At 67.2% G+C, this 19,434-nt stretch carries 19 protein-coding genes; 13 read left to right on the forward strand and 6 right to left on the reverse strand.

Features of this window, described 5'->3' with window-relative positions; translation table 11 throughout:
- Position 1: 1 nt before the first annotated feature.
- Positions 2–1,075, forward strand: a complete 1,074-nt coding sequence (locus tag Q9235_RS18305; protein ID WP_306223222.1) for a histidine kinase dimerization/phosphoacceptor domain -containing protein — start codon at positions 2–4, stop codon at positions 1,073–1,075.
- 21 nt (positions 1,076–1,096) lie between these two features.
- Here Q9235_RS18305 and Q9235_RS18310 read toward each other — a convergent pair whose 3' ends face one another.
- The gene (locus Q9235_RS18310; protein ID WP_306223223.1) at positions 1,097–1,963 is read right to left on the reverse strand and encodes a response regulator; all 867 of its coding nucleotides are present in this window, start codon (positions 1,961–1,963) and stop codon (positions 1,097–1,099) included.
- 200 nt (positions 1,964–2,163) lie between these two features.
- On the opposite strand from Q9235_RS18310, the gene Q9235_RS18315 reads away from it, so the two are divergent.
- From Q9235_RS18315 to Q9235_RS18325, 3 genes are read left to right on the forward strand one after another with little or no spacing between them, the layout of a single operon-like run.
- Positions 2,164–3,123, forward strand: a complete 960-nt coding sequence (locus Q9235_RS18315; RefSeq protein WP_306223224.1) for an ABC transporter permease — start codon at positions 2,164–2,166, stop codon at positions 3,121–3,123.
- Positions 3,089–4,030, forward strand: coding sequence for an ABC transporter permease (locus Q9235_RS18320; RefSeq protein WP_306223225.1), 942 nt, complete (start codon positions 3,089–3,091; stop codon positions 4,028–4,030). Before Q9235_RS18315 ends, Q9235_RS18320 begins: the two co-directional genes overlap by 35 nt.
- Before the next feature lie 19 nt (positions 4,031–4,049).
- Complete coding sequence (locus Q9235_RS18325; RefSeq protein WP_306223226.1) at positions 4,050–5,900, forward strand: ABC transporter ATP-binding protein; 1,851 nt, start codon at positions 4,050–4,052, stop codon at positions 5,898–5,900.
- Between the two features lie 119 nt (positions 5,901–6,019).
- Here the strand turns inward: Q9235_RS18325 and Q9235_RS18330 are convergent, their stop codons facing one another.
- Positions 6,020–6,949, reverse strand: a complete 930-nt coding sequence (locus Q9235_RS18330) for a LysR family transcriptional regulator ArgP (protein WP_306223227.1) — start codon at positions 6,947–6,949, stop codon at positions 6,020–6,022.
- A 68-nt stretch (positions 6,950–7,017) separates the two neighbouring features.
- Between Q9235_RS18330 and Q9235_RS18335 the strand changes: the two genes are divergently transcribed.
- On the forward strand, positions 7,018–7,644 hold the full coding sequence (locus tag Q9235_RS18335) for a LysE/ArgO family amino acid transporter (RefSeq protein WP_306223228.1): 627 nt from the start codon (positions 7,018–7,020) through the stop codon (positions 7,642–7,644).
- 46 nt (positions 7,645–7,690) lie between these two features.
- Here Q9235_RS18335 and Q9235_RS18340 read toward each other — a convergent pair whose 3' ends face one another.
- Positions 7,691–8,356: a class I SAM-dependent methyltransferase gene (locus Q9235_RS18340; RefSeq protein WP_306223229.1), complete on the reverse strand. Its 666-nt coding sequence runs from the start codon at positions 8,354–8,356 to the stop codon at positions 7,691–7,693.
- A 230-nt stretch (positions 8,357–8,586) separates the two neighbouring features.
- On the opposite strand from Q9235_RS18340, the gene Q9235_RS18345 reads away from it, so the two are divergent.
- Positions 8,587–9,669 (forward strand): YeiH family protein, encoded by a 1,083-nt coding sequence (locus Q9235_RS18345; RefSeq protein ID WP_306223230.1) that lies wholly within the window; start codon positions 8,587–8,589, stop codon positions 9,667–9,669.
- Positions 9,670–9,714: 45 nt separating this feature from the next.
- Here Q9235_RS18345 and Q9235_RS18350 read toward each other — a convergent pair whose 3' ends face one another.
- A complete protein-coding gene (locus Q9235_RS18350) occupies positions 9,715–11,754 on the reverse strand; it encodes an NAD(+) synthase (protein ID WP_306223231.1) in 2,040 nt (679 codons plus the stop codon).
- Positions 11,755–11,940: 186 nt separating this feature from the next.
- Here Q9235_RS18350 and Q9235_RS18355 point away from each other — a divergent pair, with 186 nt between their 5' ends.
- On the forward strand, positions 11,941–12,369 hold the full coding sequence (locus tag Q9235_RS18355) for a hypothetical protein (protein WP_306223232.1): 429 nt from the start codon (positions 11,941–11,943) through the stop codon (positions 12,367–12,369).
- A 23-nt stretch (positions 12,370–12,392) separates the two neighbouring features.
- Here Q9235_RS18355 and Q9235_RS18360 read toward each other — a convergent pair whose 3' ends face one another.
- Positions 12,393–13,055 carry a TetR/AcrR family transcriptional regulator gene (locus tag Q9235_RS18360; protein ID WP_306223233.1) on the reverse strand — a complete coding sequence of 221 codons (663 nt, stop codon included), beginning with the start codon at positions 13,053–13,055 and terminating at the stop codon, positions 12,393–12,395.
- A 156-nt stretch (positions 13,056–13,211) separates the two neighbouring features.
- Here Q9235_RS18360 and Q9235_RS18365 point away from each other — a divergent pair, with 156 nt between their 5' ends.
- The 3 genes from Q9235_RS18365 to Q9235_RS18375 are packed head-to-tail and all read left to right on the forward strand — an operon-like array spanning position 13,212 to position 16,474.
- Positions 13,212–13,670, forward strand: a complete 459-nt coding sequence (locus tag Q9235_RS18365) for a (2Fe-2S)-binding protein (RefSeq protein WP_306223234.1) — start codon at positions 13,212–13,214, stop codon at positions 13,668–13,670.
- Between the two features lie 3 nt (positions 13,671–13,673).
- A complete protein-coding gene (locus Q9235_RS18370) occupies positions 13,674–15,854 on the forward strand; it encodes a xanthine dehydrogenase family protein molybdopterin-binding subunit (RefSeq protein ID WP_306223235.1) in 2,181 nt (726 codons plus the stop codon).
- On the forward strand, positions 15,854–16,474 hold the full coding sequence (locus tag Q9235_RS18375) for an Isoquinoline 1-oxidoreductase subunit (protein ID WP_306223236.1): 621 nt from the start codon (positions 15,854–15,856) through the stop codon (positions 16,472–16,474). The genes Q9235_RS18370 and Q9235_RS18375 overlap by 1 nt, the downstream gene beginning before the upstream one ends.
- Before the next feature lie 189 nt (positions 16,475–16,663).
- Here the strand turns inward: Q9235_RS18375 and Q9235_RS18380 are convergent, their stop codons facing one another.
- Positions 16,664–16,927: a PepSY domain-containing protein gene (locus Q9235_RS18380; RefSeq protein ID WP_306223237.1), complete on the reverse strand. Its 264-nt coding sequence runs from the start codon at positions 16,925–16,927 to the stop codon at positions 16,664–16,666.
- Between the two features lie 109 nt (positions 16,928–17,036).
- Here Q9235_RS18380 and Q9235_RS18385 point away from each other — a divergent pair, with 109 nt between their 5' ends.
- Genes Q9235_RS18385 through Q9235_RS18395 form a run of 3 tightly spaced genes read left to right on the forward strand, consistent with a single transcriptional unit; the run spans position 17,037 to position 19,399 of the window.
- A complete protein-coding gene (locus tag Q9235_RS18385; protein ID WP_306223238.1) occupies positions 17,037–17,348 on the forward strand; it encodes a PepSY domain-containing protein in 312 nt (103 codons plus the stop codon).
- Positions 17,349–17,357: 9 nt separating this feature from the next.
- Positions 17,358–18,035, forward strand: coding sequence for a response regulator transcription factor (locus Q9235_RS18390; RefSeq protein WP_306223239.1), 678 nt, complete (start codon positions 17,358–17,360; stop codon positions 18,033–18,035).
- On the forward strand, positions 18,032–19,399 hold the full coding sequence (locus tag Q9235_RS18395; RefSeq protein ID WP_306223240.1) for a sensor histidine kinase: 1,368 nt from the start codon (positions 18,032–18,034) through the stop codon (positions 19,397–19,399). The genes Q9235_RS18390 and Q9235_RS18395 overlap by 4 nt, the downstream gene beginning before the upstream one ends.
- Positions 19,400–19,434 lie beyond the last annotated feature (35 nt).

Consider the following 19,434-nt stretch of genomic DNA (forward strand, 5'->3'; position numbering starts at 1 on the left):
GATGCCGAACCGGCCGATCAACGTCCTCTATATCGACGACGACGCCACGCTGGGGCGCCTCGTGCAGCGCATGCTCGCGCGCCACAACTATGTCGTGGAGCATGTCGAAACCGCCGATGCGGGGCTCGCGCGCGCAGAAGCGGGCGGGATCGACGTCGTCATCCTCGACCATGATCTCGGGACGGCGTCCGGGCTCGATGTCCTTTCGGTGCTGTCCAAAGACGCGGCGTCTCCCGCGGTCATCTATGTGACCGCGTCATCGGAGCTGTCGATCGCGGTGACCGCGCTCAAGGCCGGCGCCATGGACTATGTCGTCAAGACGATCGGCGAGGATTTCGAGATCCTGCTGCGGGCGGCTCTGGAGCATGCCGTAGTCAAGACGCGGCTGACCCGCGCCCGTGAACAGGCCGAGCAGGAAGTCCGGGCCGCACGTGACCGTGCCGTGACGCTGCTGGCCGAGGTCAACCACCGGGTGGCCAACAGCCTTTCGCTGGTCGGCTCGCTCGTCCGGATGCAAGCCAATTCGGTCGAGGACCCCGGCGCCAAGGCGGCCCTCGCCGAAACGCAGGCGCGCATTACCGCGATCGGCAACCTGCATCGCAGCCTCTACACCTCGGATGATGTCCGCGCTGTCGATCTCGCCGGCTATCTCCGCTCCCTGCTCGATGAGTTCGCCCAGTCACTGGCCGGCTCCGGCCAGATGCCGGCGATCCGCTTCGAGACCGTGCCCGTGCCCGTGCCGGCGAAAACCGACAAGGCGATCTCGATAGGACTGATCGCAACCGAACTCGTCACCAACGCACTGAAATACGCCTACCCGAAAGGCCAGGGCGAAGTCCGGGTCAGCCTGTCTCGCGAGGGCGATATCGTCACGCTCAAGGTCGTCGATGACGGGATCGGCTGGACCGGAACCGGCACGATCAGGGGCACCGGCCTCGGCAGCAAGATCGTGCGTGCGATGGCGAAGAGCCTCGCCACCGAACTGCGCTACACGGATACGGGCGGACGCGGCACGCACGCCGTCATGGAACTGTCCTTCGCCGGCCTGGCACCTCCGGCGTCCGAAGCGGCCTGAACCGCGCCGGACGCTCATAAGTTACGCGACGCCTGGAAGCCTGCGCAGCGCTGCCTCCAGCGAAGCAAGATTGTAGGGCTTGCGGAGTGTCGTCGCCTCAGCGACGCCGAGAATAGCAAGATCGTCATAGCCGGTCGCGAAGAGGAAGGGGACACCGAGCTCGCGCAGGCGATTGCCGATCGGCTCCGAGGTTTCCGAGCCGAGATTGACGTCGAGGATGGCGAAATCCGGCACCGTCCGGCCCAGGAACGACAGGGCCTCGGAGACACTCGCGCAGACCTCGACCTGGCTCGCCCCCAGCGTCGCCAGCATGTCCTCGCAATCCATGGCGATGATGAACTGGTCCTCGACCATCAGCACGCGCCTGCCTTCCAGTGGCCGGCCAGGCTTGCCCTTTACCGGCACGGGGACCTCTTCAGGAGACGCCGCATCCTCCGTCCAGCGGACGAATTTGGCGGGAATGCAGAGCTTCGCCGTGATGCCCTCGGGCTCGAAGGACAAGTCGCTGCGGCCGCCGAGATCGTAGGGAATGCTGCGATCGATCAGGATGCTGCCGAAGCCCTGACGCGATGGCGGCGCGACCGGCGGGCCACCGCGTTCCTGCCAGAGGATCTCGCAATCGCCCCCGGCACCGATCCGGAGCGGTTCCTCAACCAGTTCACCTCCTGGGAAATCGCCACCAAGGAGAACAAGTGGCTGGGCCGCAACGTCTCGCGCTACTCGGACCCGGCTGCTGACGAGGCCTACAAGGCCGCCCAGAAGGAGCTCGACCCGGCCAAGCGCGCCGCGTTCCTGATCAAGGTCAACGACATCTTCTGCGAGGCCAACGTCATCCTGCCGATCCTGTCGCGGACCCGCATCGCGGCTTCGCTGAACAACCTGTCGCACGACCACAGCGGCTGGGACGTCGATAGCTGGAACATCGCGGCCTGGTATCGTAGCTAAGCCCGATCCTCCGTCAGGGCAGCACGCTGCCTTGACGGAAGACGAACGCGCCGGCCCGCCCTTGCCGCCTCACCAGCCGCAGGGGCGGGCCGAGCGTCATCAACACCAGTCCGCGGCCATGCCGTGCGTACAGAGACTATTTCATGGCGACATATCTCATCAGGCGGCTCTTGATCGCCATTCCAAGCCTTCTCGGCATCAGCGTGATCCTGTTCACGATCCTGGCGCTGGCACCGGGCGACCCGTTTTCGGAAATGGCGACGAATCCGAACGTTCCGCCTGAAGTGCGCGAGGCTCTGCGCGCCAGCTTCGGCCTCAACGACCCGATCATGGTGCGCTATCTGCGCTGGCTGTCGAACATGGCGCAGGGCGACTGGGGCTTCTCCTTCGCCAGCCGCATCAATGTCGACGACCTGATCCTGCAACGCCTGCCGACGACGCTATTCGTCGTGGGATCATCGCAGATCCTGGCACTGTGCGTCGCCTTGCCGGTCGGCATCTACGCGGCGACCCGGCCCTATTCGGTCTTCGACCAGATCGCCAACACGCTCGCCTTCGTCGGCTTCTCCCTGCCGACCTTCTTCACCGGCCTGCTCTTCATCCTGGTCTTCTCGGTCACGCTCGACTGGTTCCCCTTCGTCTACCGTTCCGACATCGCCGCCACCGGCTGGCGCTGGTACTGGGAGATGTTCCGCCAGGCGATCATGCCGATCACCGTGCTCGGCCTGTTCCAGGCCGCCTCCTACACGCGCTATGTCCGCTCGGCCGTGCTCGACGTCATCCGGCTCGACTACGTCACCACGGCGCGCGCCAAGGGCCTGAGCGAGAAGCGGGTCACGCTGCGGCATATCACGCGCAATGCGCTGATTCCGGTCGTCACGCTGGTCGCCCTGCAGATGCCCGCCGTGTTCGGCGGCGCGCTTGTGACCGAGCAGATCTTTCGCGTTCCGGGCATCGGATCGCTGCTCATCGACGCGATCCTCGCCAACGACACGCCGGTCATCATGTCCGTGACCTTCGTGTTCTCCTGCCTGGTCGTCTTCTTCAACCTCATCGCGGATATTCTTTATGGCTGGCTCGACCCTCGCATCTCCTTCAGCTAATCCGGCTGCAGGCGCTGCCGTGAGCCAGGTCTCGGTCTCGCCCGGGCGTGAGACCTGGCGTCGCTTCCGGCGCCACCGTCTCGCCATGGCGAGCACCGTGGTGCTCGGCCTGCTCGTGCTGAGCGTCATCGTCGGGCCCTGGCTGTGGCCGGTGGCGATCAACGACATCGATTTCTCGGCGCAGCTCCAGGGCCCGTCCTGGTCGCATCCGCTCGGCACCGACGATCTCGGCCAGGATATCATGGCCCGCATGATGTATGGCGGGCGGATCTCGCTCGCCGTCGGCCTCGCGGCGATGGTGGTGGCGACGATCGTCGGCGTGCTGATCGGCGCGCTAGCCGGCATGTCGCGCAAATATGCCGACCCGATCCTGATGTGGGTGACGGACCTGTTCCTGTCGCTGCCGCAGCTCCCGCTGCTGCTGCTGATCATCTATCTCTTCCGCGAGCAGCTCAAAGCCGTGTTCGGCGTCGAGGGCGGCGTCTTCGTGCTGATCGTCATCGTCATCGGCGGCCTGCGCTGGATGCCGGTGGCACGTCTGGTGCGCGCCCAGTTCCTCTCGCTGCGCGAGAAGGAATTCGTCGAGGCCGCCCGTGCCCAGGGCGCGACCAAGATGCGCCAGATGTTCCGGCACATCCTGCCGAACGCGCTGGGGCCGGTTATCGTCGCCTCGACGATCGAGGTGTCCTCGGCGATCATCGCCGAATCGACGCTCTCCTTCCTCGGCCTCGGCTTCCCACCGGACATCCCGACATGGGGCCGCCTGCTGTTCGACGCCAAGGACCAGCTCGACACCGCGCCGCACTGGGCCCTGTTCCCAGGCGCCGCAATCTTCCTTACCGTGCTCTCGATCAACTTCATCGGCGACGGCCTGCGCGATGCGCTCGACCCGCGTCGCGTCATCTGATCCCAGGGAAGGGCTAGACATGACCTCACCGATCCTGACCGTATCGAACCTCACCACCTCCTTCCGCGTGGAAGGCCAGTGGAAGTCGGTCGTCCGCAACCTCTCGTTCGACATCAAGCCGAAGGAGACGCTGGCCGTCGTCGGCGAGTCCGGCTCCGGCAAGAGCGTGACCGCGCTGTCGATCATGCGCCTGACCCCGCCGCAGTCGAGCAAGATCGAGGGCTCCATCAAGCTCAACGGCAAGGAACTCCTGACCCTGCCGGATTCGGATATGCGCCATATCCGCGGCAACGAGATCGCGATGATCTTCCAGGAGCCGATGACCTCGCTCAACCCGGTGCTGACCATCGGCTTCCAGATCGCGGAAGCCCTGATCCTGCATCGCGGCCTGTCGCGTTCGGAGGCCGAGGCCGAGACCATCCGCCTGCTCGAGAAGGTCCGCATCCCCGCGGCGAAGTCCCGCTTCCACGAGTATCCGCACCGCTTCTCGGGCGGCATGCGCCAGCGCGTGATGATCGCGATGGCGCTGGCCTGCAAGCCGAAGCTCCTGATCGCCGACGAGCCGACCACCGCGCTCGACGTGACCATCCAGGCGCAGACGCTGGAGCTGATCAAGACGCTGCAGGACGAGGAGGGCATGTCCGTCCTCTTCATCACCCACGACATGGGCGTCGTCGCCGAGATCGCCGACCGCACGGTCGTGATGTACAATGGCGACGAGGTCGAGACCGGCGCGACCGAGGACATCTTCGCCAGCCCGAAGAAGCCCTACACCAAGGCGCTGATCTCCGCCGTGCCGCGGCTCGGCTCGATGATCGGCAAGGGGCGCCCGATGCGCTTCCCGGTCGTCGACCGCAATACCGGCGAGTCCGACGTCCCGGTCGAGGTTCCCGATACCGTCAAGGCGGCCGAACGCCCGGTGCTCGAAGTCGCCGGCCTGACGACGCGCTTCGAGATCCGCGGTGGCCTGCTCTCCGCGGTCAAGGGCCGGGTCCATGCGGTCGAGAACGTCTCCTTCAGCCTGATGGCCGGCGAGACGCTGGCGCTGGTCGGCGAATCCGGCTGCGGCAAGTCGACGACCGGCCGCTCCGTGATGCGCCTGATCGAGCCGCTCGCGGGCTCGGTGCTGCTCGACGGCGTCGATGTGCTGAAGCTCAACCAGCATGACTTGCGCGAGCAGCGCAAGCGCATGCAGATGATCTTCCAGGACCCCTTCGCCTCGCTGAACCCGCGCATGAACGTGGGCACGGCCGTGGCCGAGCCGCTGCTGATTAACAACCTCGCCAGCCGCTCGGAAGCGCGCGACAAGGTCGCCGACCTGCTCAAGCGCGTCGGCCTGCAGCCGGAAATGGCGAACCGCTTCCCGCACGAGTTCTCGGGCGGCCAGCGCCAGCGCATCTGCATCGCACGTGCGCTCGCGGTCGAACCGCGCCTGATCGTGGCGGACGAGGCGGTCTCGGCGCTCGACGTCTCGGTGAAGGCGCAGGTGGTGAACCTGATGCTCGACCTGCAGGCCCGCATGGGCCTGGGCTATCTCTTCATCTCGCATGACATGGCGGTGGTGGAGCGCGTCAGTCATCGCGTCGCGGTGATGTATCTCGGCGAGATCGTCGAGATCGGCCCGCGCGAGGCGATCTTCCAGAACCCGCAGCACCCCTACACCAAGCGCCTGCTAGCAGCGGTGCCGATCGCCGATCCGGCCCGGCGCCTGCAGAAGCGCCCGGTCTCGAACGACGAGATCAAGAGCCCGGTCCGACCGGCCGACTACGTCCCGCCGGTGCGCCAGTACCGCGAGGTCTCGCCGGGCCATGCCGTGATGATCTGGGGCGAGGAATGGGAGAAGAAGGGCCCGGCCGCGATCGCGGCCTGAGCCTGAGCACACCTGAAACGATCAGCCCGCGGTACCAGCCGCGGGTTTTTTCTTGTCAGAGCGACCGAATGCCGGCCGGCGTCGGATGCGGCGAGGCGCCTCTCCGCGAGCGGTGAGGTTCATTGCGGATTCCGGTCGGGCTCGGCCTGCGCCTCAAGCGGCCGAAGCTGCTGGGCCGCTACCTGCCTTACGGCCCTGGTCATGACGTCGAGCAGTTGCGTGTTCAGCCGCGTGCGCTGCCAGTTCAACGGCACCGCGACCCGATGGAGAGGCTGCAATTCGACCAGGCGCCCCTGCGCGAACAGGGGCGCGGCCATGCTGATCGGCACCATCGACCAGCCCAGGCCGGCAAGCGTCAATTCAAGCATCCCGTGCGTCGAGGGAGCCCAATGCGTCGGCGGCAAGATGGCCTCGCCATGGGCGTCCCGCATCCAGCGGAACTGCAATTCGTCGCGCCGGTCGAAGCGCAGCATGGGCGCCGATCGCAATGCCCGGCCATCGACCCCATTCGCGAATTGCTCGGCATGGAAGGCGGGGCTTGCCACGGCAGCGTAGTCCAGGGCACCCAGTGGATGGATCCTGCAACCGGCCACCGGCGCGAGATCGGCGCTGACGGCGGCCACCACCTCGCCGGTCCGCAGTCTTTCGGCCGTATGCGCTTCGTCGTCCAGGACCAATTCGAGCAGCGCGCCGCTTGCAGCCGTGAATTGCGCGGCGGCGTGCGGGAACCATGTGGCGAGGCTGTCGGAATTGACGGCGACCCGCAGCGTCGGCTTTTCATCCCCCGGCCCGACCAAGCCCTGAAACTCGCCGGACATGTCGGCCTCCAGCAGCCTGACGCGATCGAGATGGGCGCAGAGCCTGGCACCGCTCGGGGTCGGCAGGCACGGCGCCCCGCGGGTCAGCAACGCGACCCCAAGACGCTCTTCCAATCCTTTGACGCGCTGGGAGACCGCAGAAGGCGTGACGCCGAGAACAGCGGCCGCCTTGTCGAAGCTGCCCTCGCGCAGAACCGCTGCGACGGCAGCGAGCGCCGCATAATCCAGCATTAGCCGTCCTAATTCTGATTTAGCTATTTTAGTTAGACTACTCTCCTCCGCTGCCGCATCAAGCGGCCATGGACTCAGCTTTCCTCTCGGCCGCCCTGAAGGGCTTCATGCTATCCGCGGGCCTGATCATGGCGATCGGCGCGCAAAACATGTTCGTGCTCAGGCAAGGACTCAAGCGCGAGCATGTCTGGCCCATCGTGATGTTCTGTGCGGCAGCCGACGCCATGCTGATCGTCGCCGGCGTCAACGGGCTGGGCGCGCTGCTTTCGGCGGTACCCGGTCTTTCGATGGCGTTGAGCCTTGGCGGGGCCGCTTTCCTGAGCTGGTACGGCTACGGCGCCCTGCGTCGCTCCATGGCCCCGTCGAGCCTGATCGTCGATCACCAGGCCGGCATCTCGCTCACGACGGCTCTCGCCAGCACGGCCGCATTCACCTTCCTCAACCCGCATGTCTATATCGACACGGTCATGCTGATGGGCACGATCGGGAGCAGCATCCCCGCGGACGAGAGGCCGTGGTTCGTCATGGGGGCCGCATCGGCCAGCTTCGCCTGGTTTGCATCGCTCGGTTTCGGAGCGCGTTTCCTGGCCCCGCTCTTCGCGCAGCCGATCACCTGGCGAATGCTCGATCTGCTGATTGCCCTGATGATGGCGGCGCTCGCCGTCAGCCTCCTGCGGGACGCCTTGATCGGCTGATCCAGCCTGCACGCGCTGCCCGCGATGGGGCAGAAGCGGAAATGCCTCAGGCGTAAGCGACCCAACCTCGAAAAGCGAAGCCTACGTAGAAGAGACGGGTGCCACTGAAGCCCGCCTCGCGCAGCAAGTGTTCATCGGCGCCGGGAGATAGAATCGGCAGACGCTCGGCGATTCCCGCGCGCGCGGCATTTGCCTGCGCGGGATCAACACCCGACGTGATCGAGAACGCAGCAGAACGCGACAGCCAGAGCTCAAGCTCGCCTTCGGGGATGCTGTAATGGGCGGCGACGAGTGGAGCGCCGCGCTTCAAGCGACGCCGCACCTGTTCGAGGGTGCGCAGCCGCTCCTCGCGCTCGATGAAGTGAAGGGTCAGGATGCAGGTTGCGCCATCGAACGGGCCTTCTGGTGCGCTATGGACGAAACCCTCGTGAAACCGCGTCCGACCGGCGTGATCGCCGAGGGTGGTCCGAGCAAGGTCGAGCATTGCAGCGGCGGGATCCACCCCGACGAACGACCATTTGGGCTGTCCTTCGGAGAACAGCTTGAGTTCAAGGCCGCCACCAGCACCGACAACCAACACATGGGCGTCTGCCGGAGCGCGTTCCGCGAGGAGGAGCATGGCCATTCGCTGCATGTCAGCATAGCCTGGCACCAGGCGAGGCGGGTTCTCAGCATAGCGGGCAACAGCTTGCGGGTCGGAGAACGCAGTCATCGCAATGCCATAGCGTAACACATCCCGCGCCGTATAGGCCTGCCCAAGACCTCCAGCAGGCAATGGAGGCACCCGGCTTCAGACCAGCGTCTCGCGACTCCGAGAAACTCGTCGTGAAATCCCCCGGCGCGGCGCCCGACCGTTCTATCAGATCGAACAGAGCGATCGAAACAATGCGATAGACAGCATATTCCTTCTCCGACTAGGTCAGCGGAGAAGAAGGTTCTCCTATGACCACGCACGCTCCAGCCCCCACGCCCGCGCCGTCCAGCTCCCTCCTGCGGAGCGCGGGCCGCATCCTGCCGGGCCTCGCCCTCTGCGCCGCCATCAGCGCGCTGGCTTTCGTGCTGGAACATCTCGAAGCCTTCGCCACGGGCCGCGCCTGGCTGGAGGCCCTGGTGCTGGCAATCCTGATCGGCACCGCCATCCGCTCGGTCTGGACGCCTTCCGAGCGCTGGCGCCCGGGCATCACCTTCTCGGCGAAGATGGTCCTGGAAATCGCCGTCGTGCTGCTCGGCGCGTCCCTGAACATGGCAATGATCGTCGCAGCCGGGCCGGCATTGCTCGCCGGAATTGCGGCAGTCGTGGCGATGGCGCTCGTCTTCAGCTTCCTGATCGGCCGGGCGCTCGGGCTGCCGAAACGCATGGCGGTCCTCGTCGCCTGCGGCAATTCGATCTGCGGCAATTCCGCCATCGCCGCCGTCGCGCCGGTCATCGGCGCGGACGGCAAGGATGTCGCCTCCTCCATCGCCTTCACCGCGGTTCTGGGTGTGCTGGTCGTGCTCGGGCTGCCCCTGCTCGTCCCGCTGCTGCGCCTGAGCGAGACGCAATACGGCGTTCTCGCCGGGCTCACGGTCTATGCCGTGCCGCAGGTCCTGGCCGCGACGGCGCCGGTTGCCGCGGCAAGCGTCCAGATCGGCACTCTCGTCAAGCTCGTCCGCGTCCTCATGCTGGGACCGGTCGTGCTGATCCTTTCCATCCTCGGGCACCGGTTGCGGGAAGATACGGATGCGGTCGGCGTCAGGCCGGCATCGCGACGCCTGGCCGTCAACAAGCTCGTGCCCTGGTTCATCATCGCATTTTTGGGCATGGCGGCGCTGCGCAGCCACGGCCTCATCCCGGAGACCGCCCTTGCCCCCATCGCCAAGACCGCGACCGTCCTCACCATCATCTCGATGGCGGCGCTCGGCCTCGGGGTCGATATCCGCGTCGTCGCTCGCGCCGGCGGTCGGGTCACCGCCGCGGTCACCCTGTCCCTGATCGTCCTGACCGCCGTCAGCCTCGGCCTGATTCGCCTGCTCGGCATCGCCTGAGCGCGCGTGGCGAGCCGCCCCCGGGATCAGCCCCGGTGCGGCCCCTCAATCCGGAATGCGCTCCCAATCCTTGAGCCAGGGTGCGGCCGAGGCGTCGCTCGGCGCGCGCCAGTCGCCGCGCGGCGAGAGCGAGCCGCCGGACGAGACCTTCGGGCCGTTCGGCACGGCCGAACGCTTGAACTGACTGGTCTCGAAGAAGCGGCGGATGAAGACGCCGAGCCAGCGCTTGATCACGGTCAAGTCGTAGGCGACGCGCTTGCCCGCTTCCATGTTCGGAGGCCAGTCCCCGGCGGAAGCGTCGCGCCAGGCATGTTCGGAGAGGAAGGCGATCTTGCTGGGCCTGAAGCCATAGCGCGTCGTGTAGAACAGGTTGAAATCCTGCAGCGCGTAAGGGCCGACGAAATCCTCGGTCTTCTGCGCGGGCTTGTCGCCATCGCCGGGCACCAGCTCGGGCGAGATCTCGGTCGCGAGGATGTCGAGCATCACGTCCGAGGCTTCGGCGCCGAAACGGCCGGACTGGGCGACCCAGCGGATCAGGTGCTGGATCAGCGTCTTCGGCACCGAGCCGTTGACGTTGTAATGCGACATGTGATCGCCGACGCCATAGGTACACCAGCCGAGCGCCAATTCCGACAGGTCGCCGGTGCCCATCACCAGGCCATTATGCCGGTTGGCGAGGCGGAAGAGCACCGAGGTGCGCGCGCCGGCCTGCACGTTCTCAAACGTAATATCGTAGACGGGCTCGCCCTTGGCGAAGGGATGGCCGATATCGACCAGCATCTGCCGGCAGGCCGGCGTCATGTCGATCTCCTCGGCGCTGACGCCGAGCGCCCGCATCAGGCGCCAGGCATTGTCCTTGGTGTCCTTGCTCGTCGCGAAAGCCGGCAGCGTATAGGCGAGGATGTTCTCGCGGGGCAGGCCGAGCGCGTCGAAGGTATGGGCGGCGACGATCAGGGCCTGCGTCGAATCGAGGCCGCCGGAGACGCCGATCACGACCTTGTCGAGCCGCGTGCTCTCCAGCCGCTTGCGCAGGCCGTGCGACTGGATGTTGTAGGCCTCGAAGCAGAGCTCGTTCAAGCGCGCATCGTCATTCGGCACGAAGGGGAAGCGATCGATTTCGCGGGCAAGGCCGAGATCGCTCTCGCGATCGGGCTCCAACGCGAACCCGATGCGGCGGAAGCCGAGCCGGTCGCGGTTGAGGTCGGCGCTGTCGCCGAAGGTGTTCTGGCGGATGCGGTCCATCGCCAGCCGTTCGAGATCGATATCGGCGAGGATGAGCTGCGGCTCGGCGGCGAAGCGCTCGGCCTCGGCGAGCAGCGCGCCGTTCTCGTAGATCATCGCCTGGCCGTCCCAAGCGAGATCGGTGGTCGACTCGCCGGTGCCGGCAGCGGAATAGGCGTAAGCCGCGATGCAGCGGCCCGAATGCGCCTTGCAAAGCGCATGGCGCCAGTCGGACTTGCCGATCGTGACGTTCGAGGCCGAGAGATTGAGCAGCAGCGTCGCGCCGGCGAGCGCCGCATAGGACGAGGGCGGGATCGGCGTCCAGACATCCTCGCAGATCTCCATATGGACGGTGAGATCGGGGATATCGCTCGCGGTCAGCAGGATGTCGGTGCCGAAAGGCACCTCCTGTCCGCAGAGCTCGACATAGAGCGCTCCGGCCCGCTCGCCCGAGGCGAACTGGCGGCGCTCGTAGAACTCGCGATAGTTCGGCAGATAGGTCTTGGGCACGGCGGCGAGAATGCGGCCGCGATGGATCGCCACGGCGCAGTTGAACAGCCGCCCCTCGACACGCAAGGGCGCGCCGACGACCGCGACGCAGCGCAGGCTGCGGCTTTCCGCGACGAGCTTCGCGAGAGCATCCTGCACCGCATCGAGCAAGGCGTTCTGCTGCAACAGGTCGTCGATCGCATAGGCGCTGATGCCGAGCTCCGGGAACAGGCAGAGCGAGGCGCCGCCTTCGTCGGCGCGTTGCAGCATCTCGAGGGTCTCGGCCAAGTTGAAGGCCGGGTCGGCCACCTTGAGCCGTGGCGCAGCGCAGGCGATGCGAACGAGACCATGCGCGTGGATGTTGCGGAAACTCATTCAGCCCTCTCGCGGCAAGCCTGCTCGGCAATCTCCGGCCGAGCAAGGCATGCATCATCATATGCGGCCCGGGCCCCGGCAGCCATGCCGCGCCGCGCAGGCCTGCATATATGAACTGCGCTCGACCTTCAGCAGGGAACCGTTCAGAATCGCATGCGTATCTTCCGTGCTGAAGGAGACATACCCATGCGTTCTTTCCTGCGGAACATGGCCCTGGCCGCATTCGCGCTCTGGGCTTCACAGGCGAATGCCCTGCCCGTCCCCGCGATGCAGGCCGATTCCGGGGTCACGCAGGTCCAACTGCAATGCACCGCCGCGAGCTGCATCGATCCGCGCACCGGCGTCTATACGCAATCGACCTGCGACCGCTATGGCTGCCGGCCGATCAGCGGCCCCGTCGGGCGCATCGGCGGCCCCGCCTATGGCGCGCCGCCACCGCGCTACCGGGATCGCGGCGGCTATGGAGGCGGAGGTTATGGCGGGGGCTATGGTGGCGGAGGCGGCTTCGACTGCAACGCCAACCGCTGCATCGACGGCAACGGGCGCGTCTGGGAGAGCACCTGCAACCGCCGCGGATGCCGGCCTCTCCGCCCTGCCCGCGGATCGCGCTGGTAGATCCCGCTTCCTGCCGTGACGGGTTATGCCGCAAGGGCGGCGGCAAAGACCGACGCGATACCATCGAGCCTGCGCGCATAATCCTCGGCGCTCGGGGCCGTCCCGAGCTTCGCTCCCGCAGCGGCGAAGAGCATGCCGGCCGTCCAATCCTCGATGCTGGTCGACAAACGCGACAAGGTGATCTCGCCCCGATCTTCGGCCTGGCGGAGCAGCTCGCGGGCGAACCGCGTGAAGATCTGCTCGAAGGCCTGCAGCTCGCGCGTCGCGATCGTGTTCATCACCGCCTTCAGCTCGACGAGATGCTCGCCGGTGCCGAAGCTGGCATAGGCCAGCCCGTGATGGGCGTGGAGCAGCGCGGCGAGCCGCTTCGGAAACGACCCCGGAGCCGCCACGACCTCACGGCAACGTGCCTCGACGCGGCGCCCGAGCAGATCCAGCATCGAGCGGAAGACGTCGTCCTTGCCTTTGAAATGCAGGTATAGCGTCGCCTTGGCGAGCCCCGCTTCCCTGGCGATGTCGTCCATGGAGCTGCGCTTGTAGCCGTAGCGGGCGAAGAGGCGCAACGCCGCATCGGCGATCTGGTCGGCGCGAACCATCGCATCATCGACGGGAGAGCTGGAATTTTCGCTTCTGTCGGCCATTGCAGCGTCAGTAGTCTTGACAAAATCCAAACTGCGCGCGACCATCCTAGTTAGACTCAAAACGTCTAATTAGTCCAGTCGCGCGACCCAGGGCTACGGATTCATCGCCCGCCATCTGGTATGTCAGATCGGGCCATCGAGGGCGAGCCCTCGATCCGCACCATGGTGCCGCGCTGCGTCATGCCAGCATCGGAGGCAACCATGGTCTCTCTCAAGGTCAACGGGACGACGCACACCGTCGATGCCGACGACGACACGCCCCTGCTCTGGGCGATCCGCGACAATCTCGGCCTCACCGGCACCAAGTTCGGCTGCGGCGTCGCGCAATGCGGCGCCTGTACCGTCTTCATCGACGGCCAGCCGCTGCGCGCCTGCGTGACGCCGGTCTCGGCCGTCGGCACCGGCGAGATCACCACAATCGAAGGCCTCGCCGGCAAGGAGGCGGACGCCGTCCAGGCGGCCTGGATCGCCCGCGACGTGCCGCAATGCGGCTATTGCCAGTCCGGCCAGGTGATGAGCGCCATCGCGCTCCTGAAGGAAAACCGGAAGCCGACCGACCGCGATATCGACCTCGCGATGAACGGCAATATCTGCCGCTGCGCCACTTACGTCCGCATCCGCGCCGCGATCCATGACGCGGCCCGCGCGCTGGAGATCTGAGCCATGACCGCGCATGATCCAAAGCTCTCCCGCCGTTCCCTGCTGACGGGCGCCGGCGCCCTCGTCATCGGCTTCAACCTGCCGCGGAACGCCCGCGCCCAGTCCGGCGCCGCCGCCGGCTATCGGCCGGGCGGCAATGACAGCTTCGCGCCGAATGCCTTCATCCGCGTCGCGCCGGACGACACCGTGACCGTCATCGTCAAGCATATCGAATTCGGCCAGGGACCGTTCACGGGGCTTGCGACGCTCGCCGCCGAGGAGATGGACGCCGCCTGGAGCCAGATGCGGGCCGAGCACGCCATCGCCGACGTCAAGCTCTACGCCAATCTCGCGCTCGGCGTGCAGGGCACCGGCGGCTCGACCGCCATCGCCAATAGCTGGGAGCAGATGCGCAAGGCCGGCGCCGCGGCGCGTACCATGCTCGTCCAGGCCGCAGCCGACGCCTGGAAGGTCCCCGCTGCCGAGATCAAGGTCGAGGCCGGCGTGATCAGCCATGCCTCCGGCAAACAGGGCCGCTTCGGCGAATTCGCCGAGGCCGCCGCCAAGCTGCCCGTGCCCGAGAACCCACCGCTGAAGCCAGCCTCGGCCTACAAGCTGATCGGCAAGGACGGCGCGGTGAAGCGGCTCGACAGCGCCGACAAGACGCGCGGCAAGGCGCAGTTCACCATCGACATCCACACGCCGAACATGCTGACCGTCGTCGTTGCCCGCTCGCCGCGCTTCGGCGGCAAGGTCGCGAGCTTCGATGCCGCCGCTACGCTCAAGGTCAGGGGCGTGGTCGACGTCAAGCAGATCGGCTCCGGCGTCGCGGTCTATGCCACCGGCATGTGGCCGGCGCTGAAGGGCCGCGAGGTCCTCAAGGTCACCTGGGACGACAGCGAGGCGGAGAAGCGCGGCAGCGCCGAGCTGATCGCCGAATACCGCAAGCTCGCCCGCCAGCCCGGCACCGTCGCCGGCAGCCATGGCGATGCCGAGGCCGCGCTCGCCAAGGCCGACAAGGTCATCGAGGCTGAGTTCGTCTTCCCCTATCTCGCCCATGCGCCGATGGAGCCGCTCGACGGCTATCTGGAATGGGACGGTACCCAGGCGCTCGCCCGCTTCGGCAGCCAGTTCCAGACCACAGAGCACCAGACCATTGCCACCATCCTCGGCCTGCCGCCGGAGAAGGTCAGGCTCGAGACCATGCTGGCCGGCGGCAGCTTCGGTCGGCGTGCCCAGGTCAGCCAGCATGTCGCGGCCGAGCTCGCCATGGCCGCCAAGGCGATCGGCCCGAACCGTCCGGTCAAGGTCGTCTGGACCCGCGAGGACGATCTCGCCGGCGGCTATTACCGCCCGCTCTTCGTGCATCGCCTGCGGGGCGCGGTGAAGGACGGCAAGATCGCGGCCTGGTCGAACACGCTGGTCGGCCAATCCTTCTTCCTCGGCACGCCCTTCGAGGCGTTGGTGGTGAAGAACGGCATCGATGCGACCTCTGTCGAGGGTGCCAACAAGATCTTCTACGAGGTGCCGGATTTCCGCTGCGACGTGCATAATCCCAAAGTCGGTGTGCCGACCTTGTGGTGGCGCTCCGTCGGCCACACCCATACCGGCTATGCCGTCGAATGCTTCATCGACGAGCTCCTGCAGGCGGCTGGCCAGGACCCGCTGCAGGGCCGGCTCGCATTGATGGGCGACAAGCACCCGCGCGCCGCCGCCGTGCTCAAGGCCGTCGGCGAAATGGCGAACTGGAAAGGTTCCGCGCCGGTCGATGGCCGGGCCCGCGGCGTCGCGGTGGTCGAAAGCTTCAACTCCTTCGTCGCCCAGATCGCCGAGGTCTCGATGGGGCCGGAGGGCGAGCCGAAGGTCCATAAGGTCTGGTGCGCGGTGGATTGCGGCGTCGCCGTCAACCCCGACATCATCCGCGCCCAGATGGAGGGCGGCATCGGCTTCGGCCTCGGCCACGCCCTCTACGGCCAGATCACGCTCGATGGCGGCCGGCCGGTCCAGACCAATTTCCACGAGTATCGCTCGCTGCGCATCCACGAGATGCCGGAGGTCGAGGTCAGGATCATCGCCTCGACGGAGAAGCCGACCGGCGTCGGCGAGCCCGGCGTGCCGCCGATCGGCCCCGCCGTCGCTAATGCGCTCGCGGCGCTCGGCCATGGCCGGCCCCGCCAGTTGCCGATGCAGGGAGGCTCGGTCTGATGAAAAGGAACCTGTTCCTCTCCGCCGGGGCGGCGCTCGCGGTCTGCCTCGCCGGCAGCGCCCTGACGCTGGCGCAGAACGCTCCCCAGCCCGGCGGTGCAAGCCTGCGCCCCGCATCGAGCTTCTCGTCCATCGCCAACCAGCGCGACCGCTCGGTCGCGCTCTTCACCGAGATGGGCAAGGTGCTGACCCATCCGCGCTGCATGAACTGCCATCCGGCGACGGAGCGGCCGCGTCAGGGCGATCTGCGCAAGCTGCACGAGCCCGTCGTCGTGCGCGGCAGGGATGGCCGCGGCGCGACCGGCCTGCCATGCACGACATGCCACGGCAAACAGAACTTCGACCCGGCGGGCGTTCCCGGCGACGGGCACTGGGCGCTGGCCCCGGCCTCGATGGCCTGGGAAGGCAAGACGATCGGTCAGATCTGCGAGCAGTTGAAGGACCTGAACCGTAATGGCAGCCGCGATGTCCCCGCGCTGATCAAGCACGTCACCACCGACACGCTCGTGCTCTGGGGCTGGAACCCCGGCAAGGGGCGCCAGCCCGCGCCGGGCACGGCAGCCGAGTTCGGCGCACTGATGCAGGCCTGGGCCGATAGCGGCGCAGCCTGCCCGGCATAGGATGGGCGGAGGCTCGATCCAGTTGCCGAGATCGACAAGCGACGCCCTGCCATGCCGGGGCGGCGCGACGCATGACCGCTTCCGCGATCATGCAGTCATCGTCGATCGCTCCGGCTTTGCTCCAGCGCCATGGCCCGAGATCGGCTGGATCGGGGCCAGGCGCTATGGATGCAGCCGATCAGGAGCGCCTCAGCGCTTCCACGGCTTCTCGCTGATCTCTCCGGTACGAGGATCGATCCGCAGCTTTTGCGCGACGCCGTCCTTGTAGGCCTTTGCTTCCCAACGCATGCTGTCGGCCTCGATCGAGGCGACGGGCGCATAGCCGGCATCCGTCAGCGACCGGTAGACCTTGTCCATCGGGATCCAGTCGGGACCTGGCCTGTCATCCGCCATCGCGCTGGTGAGCGAACCCGCCAGGAGGGCGGCGGCGAGAACGAGGGTTGCTGGTTTCATATCTGACCTCTCTTGGTTGAGACGCCGTTCTTCTGCCAGACTGCTCCCTCGCCTCGCTGACGACACCTGTCAGCGTTTCGTCAGCTTCCCGCTGCTATGGCGCACGAACATGGTCCGTCTCCTCCTCCTGCTTCTGCTGCTCTCGGGCGCGTTGTCCACATCCGCCGCCGCTCTCGACCAGAACCGCGCCCGGGCTGCGATGGAACGCGGCGAGATCCGGCCGCTCGATCAGGTCCTGGCGACGGCGCGCGCGGCCATTCCCGGCGACGTGGTGGCGCTCGACCTCAAGGACAAGAAGGGCCGCTGGTACTACAAGCTCAAGATCCTGACGCCCGCGGGCAAGCGGCTGGCGATGCGCGTCGATGCCCAATCCCTGCAGATCCTGAAGCAGGAAGAAGACGACGACGATGACGACGATTGAGCCGCGCTCATGCGTATCCTGATCGCGGAGGACGAGAGCGCCATCGCGGCGGATATCAAGGCCGGCGTCGAGCGGGCCGGCTATGTGGCCGATGTCGTCGGCGACGGCGAGGCGGCCTGGTTCCAGGCAGAGGTCGAGAGCTATGACGCCATGGTGCTTGATCTCGGCCTGCCGCGCCTCGACGGCCTGAGCGTGCTGCGCCGGCTACGCGCCGCGAACGTCACCTTGCCCGTGCTGATCCTCACGGCGCGCGACGGCTGGCGCGAGCGCGTCGACGGGATCGATGCCGGCGCGGACGATTACCTGGTGAAACCGTTCCGCATGGAGGAATTGCAGGCGCGCCTCCGGGCGATCCTGCGCCGCGCCGCCGGTCATGCCTCCCCGATCCTCAGGGCCGGCCCGATCGAGCTGGACACGCGGACGCGCGACGTGACGGTCGAGGGGCAGCAGGTCGCCCTCACCGCACTGGAATATCGCCTCGTCTCGTTTCTCCTGCACCGGCAGGGGCGGTTCGTCAGCCAGGGCGACCTGATCGAGCATCTCTACGATGCGGCCAGCGAGCGGGACGTGAACGCCCTCGAAGCGGTGCTGACACGCCTGCGCCGCAAGATCGGGCCCGGCGTGATCGAGACGCGCCGGGGCCACGGCTATATCATCGCAACCGACGGCCCGGCCGAGGACCCGTGATCCGCAGCTCCCTGCGCCTGAGGCTCGCAATCGCCGCCTCCGTGCTGGTGGCCCTGGCGCTGGCGCTGGCGGGCATCGGGCTCGTGGTGATCTTCGACCGCGTTCTCGACGAACGCGCCGCCGACGAACTGGACCGCTCGGCGAAATTCCTCACCGGGCAGATCGCGCTCTCGCCGACCGGCGCACTGACGATCGGCACCGAGTTGCCCGACCCGCGCTTCGCGACCCCCTATGGCGGCCAGTACTGGCAGGTCGAGGCCGCGGATGGGCGGGAGTTGCGGTCCCGCTCGCTTTGGGACGCCCGCCTCGATCGCGATGCGCTGGCAGCCGCGCCGGCCGCTCCGCTCGGCTTCGCTCTAGCCGGCCCCGACGGGCAGCGGCTGATCGCGGTGACGCGGCGCTTCGCGATCGACCGGGGCGGCCACGAGACGCGGCTTGCCGTCACCGTCGCGATGGACCGCCGCGATCTCGAAAGCGCACGCGCCAACTATGTCGGCCTTCTCGTTCCCTCGCTCGTCGCGCTCGGCCTGGTCCTGGCAATGGCTATGTGGCTGTTCGTCGCCCGCGCGCTGGTTCCGTTCAGGACACTACGGCTTGAGCTGAAGGCGGTGCAAGATGGACAGCGCTCCGCCCTGCCCGGCCATTTTCCCACCGAGGTTCAGCCTCTCGTCGACGGGCTGAACCGGCTCATCCAGATGCAGGAAACGGCATTGGCGCGAGCCCGCGCGCAGGCGGGCGACATGGCGCACGGGCTGAAGACGCCGTTGGCCGTGCTCGAATCGCTCGCCCGCAACGTCGCACCACAGGACCCGGAGCTCGCGCAGGCGATCGAGGGGCAGGCCCTCGCCATGGGGCGACAGGTCGAGCGTTCGCTGGCCCGCGCGCGTGCCGCGGCCGCTCAGCGGCTGGCCCGGCAGTCCTGCCTGGTGGCGCCGATCGTGGAAAAGCTGGTCGTCGCCTTGCGCCGCCTTCCGGAAGCCGATTCCCTGCGCTGGGAGGTCTCGCTTCCCGAAGAGCTCTGTTACCCCTGCGAGGACGGCGATCTCACCGAGCTTCTCGGAAACCTGCTCGACAATGCCCGCAAATGGGCGCACCGGACCGTCGCCGTTACCGGCGGCCGTTCAGCGGAAGGCCTGATGCAGCTTTCGGTCGAGGATGACGGTCCGGGCATGAGCGAGACGGCCATGTCCCGCGTCGCGCGCGGTCGACGCTGGGACGAAACCGTCACGGGCACGGGCTTCGGCCTGGCGATCGCCGCCGAATTGGCGGAGGAGACGGGTGGGGAGCTCACGCTCCAGCGCTCGGCGCTGGGCGGGCTGCGCGTCGCGCTGCGCTGGGGCCAGGATGGCTCCATCGCCGCATGAAGAACGCGAGCAGGGCTGGCCTCGCCGATGCAGGA

It is taken from the genome of Bosea beijingensis (genome assembly GCF_030758975.1).
Taxonomy (GTDB): domain Bacteria; phylum Pseudomonadota; class Alphaproteobacteria; order Rhizobiales; family Beijerinckiaceae; genus Allobosea; species Allobosea beijingensis.

Coding starts and splice junctions, on each gene's coding strand:
- Q9235_RS18305 (WP_306223222.1), top strand. CDS start 2: ATGCCGAACCGGCCGATCAACGTCCTCTATATCGACGACGACGCCACG.
- Q9235_RS18315 (WP_306223224.1), top strand. CDS start 2,164: ATGGCGACATATCTCATCAGGCGGCTCTTGATCGCCATTCCAAGCCTT.
- Q9235_RS18320 (WP_306223225.1), top strand. CDS start 3,089: ATGGCTGGCTCGACCCTCGCATCTCCTTCAGCTAATCCGGCTGCAGGC.
- Q9235_RS18325 (WP_306223226.1), top strand. CDS start 4,050: ATGACCTCACCGATCCTGACCGTATCGAACCTCACCACCTCCTTCCGC.
- Q9235_RS18330 (WP_306223227.1), bottom strand. CDS start 6,949: ATGCTGGATTATGCGGCGCTCGCTGCCGTCGCAGCGGTTCTGCGCGAG.
- Q9235_RS18335 (WP_306223228.1), top strand. CDS start 7,018: ATGGACTCAGCTTTCCTCTCGGCCGCCCTGAAGGGCTTCATGCTATCC.
- Q9235_RS18340 (WP_306223229.1), bottom strand. CDS start 8,356: ATGACTGCGTTCTCCGACCCGCAAGCTGTTGCCCGCTATGCTGAGAAC.
- Q9235_RS18345 (WP_306223230.1), top strand. CDS start 8,587: ATGACCACGCACGCTCCAGCCCCCACGCCCGCGCCGTCCAGCTCCCTC.
- Q9235_RS18350 (WP_306223231.1), bottom strand. CDS start 11,754: ATGAGTTTCCGCAACATCCACGCGCATGGTCTCGTTCGCATCGCCTGC.
- Q9235_RS18355 (WP_306223232.1), top strand. CDS start 11,941: ATGCGTTCTTTCCTGCGGAACATGGCCCTGGCCGCATTCGCGCTCTGG.
- Q9235_RS18360 (WP_306223233.1), bottom strand. CDS start 13,055: ATGGTCGCGCGCAGTTTGGATTTTGTCAAGACTACTGACGCTGCAATG.
- Q9235_RS18365 (WP_306223234.1), top strand. CDS start 13,212: ATGGTCTCTCTCAAGGTCAACGGGACGACGCACACCGTCGATGCCGAC.
- Q9235_RS18370 (WP_306223235.1), top strand. CDS start 13,674: ATGACCGCGCATGATCCAAAGCTCTCCCGCCGTTCCCTGCTGACGGGC.
- Q9235_RS18375 (WP_306223236.1), top strand. CDS start 15,854: ATGAAAAGGAACCTGTTCCTCTCCGCCGGGGCGGCGCTCGCGGTCTGC.
- Q9235_RS18380 (WP_306223237.1), bottom strand. CDS start 16,927: ATGAAACCAGCAACCCTCGTTCTCGCCGCCGCCCTCCTGGCGGGTTCG.
- Q9235_RS18385 (WP_306223238.1), top strand. CDS start 17,037: ATGGTCCGTCTCCTCCTCCTGCTTCTGCTGCTCTCGGGCGCGTTGTCC.
- Q9235_RS18390 (WP_306223239.1), top strand. CDS start 17,358: ATGCGTATCCTGATCGCGGAGGACGAGAGCGCCATCGCGGCGGATATC.